1 pseudogene is annotated in these 984 nt (G+C 68.0%); it reads right to left on the reverse strand.

The features are described 5' to 3' along the window. Nucleotides 1–287: 287 nt before the first annotated feature. Nucleotides 288–984 (reverse strand): annotated as a pseudogene (locus RTO53_RS16070) (phosphomannomutase/phosphoglucomutase); the annotation flags it as partial.

Consider the following 984-nt stretch of genomic DNA (forward strand, 5'->3'; position numbering starts at 1 on the left):
CGAGAGGGAGCGTAGCCGAGCGTGGCTCGGCTCTACCGGTGCGCGGCATTTGCCCGCGCGCCGCGGCAACGGTCGTAATCTCGAGCGGGAAGGCAGCCGAGCGTGGCTCGGCTCTACCGGGGCGTGGCGTTTGCCCGCGCGCCGCGGCAACGGTCGTAGTCTCGAGCGGGAGCGTAGCCGAGCATGGCTCGGCTCTACCTTGGGATTTGCGCACCTTGATGGGGCACGATGGTTGATCGTGGCGCGCGCGCATTGGTAGAGCCGAGCCATGCTCGGCTGCCTTTCCCTCAGAACCCCAGCGCCACACCCGGCAGCAGCGGCTGCAGCTGTTCGCGGAACAGGGTCTTGATGCGCTCCAGCGCCGCTTCGTCGTCGGCCTCGAACCGCAGCACCAGCACCGGGGTGGTATTGGACGCGCGCAGCAGGCCCCAGCCATCGGGGAAATCGGCACGCAGGCCGTCGATGGTGGACAGGCGCGCGCCGGCGAACGGCGAGTCCTCCACCTGCGCGGCCGACACGAACAGCGACACCAGCGCATGTGGGGTGCCCGATTCCACTGGCACCTTCAGCTCCGGGGTGGACACCGCGTCGGGCAGTTCCTCGAAGACCTCCGACGGCGTCTCCTCGCGCTGGGCCAGGATTTCCAGCAGGCGCGCGGCCGCATACAGGCCATCGTCGAACCCGAACCAGCGTTCCTTGAAGAAGAAGTGCCCGCTCATCTCGCCTGCCAGCTCGGCATCGGTTTCGCGCATCTTCGCCTTCATCAGCGAGTGCCCGGTCTTCCACATCAGCGGGCTGCCGCCATTGCGCAGCACGTAATCGGACAGCTTGCCGCTGCACTTCACGTCGTAGATCACCAGCGCGCCCGGGTTGCGCATCAGCACATCGGCGGCGAACAGCATCAACAGCCGGTCGGCGTAGATGATCCTCCCCTCGCGGGTGACCACGCCCAGGCGATCGCCGTCGCCGTCGAAGGCCAGGCCG

It is taken from the genome of Stenotrophomonas sp. (genome assembly GCF_031995405.1).
Taxonomy (GTDB): domain Bacteria; phylum Pseudomonadota; class Gammaproteobacteria; order Xanthomonadales; family Xanthomonadaceae; genus Stenotrophomonas.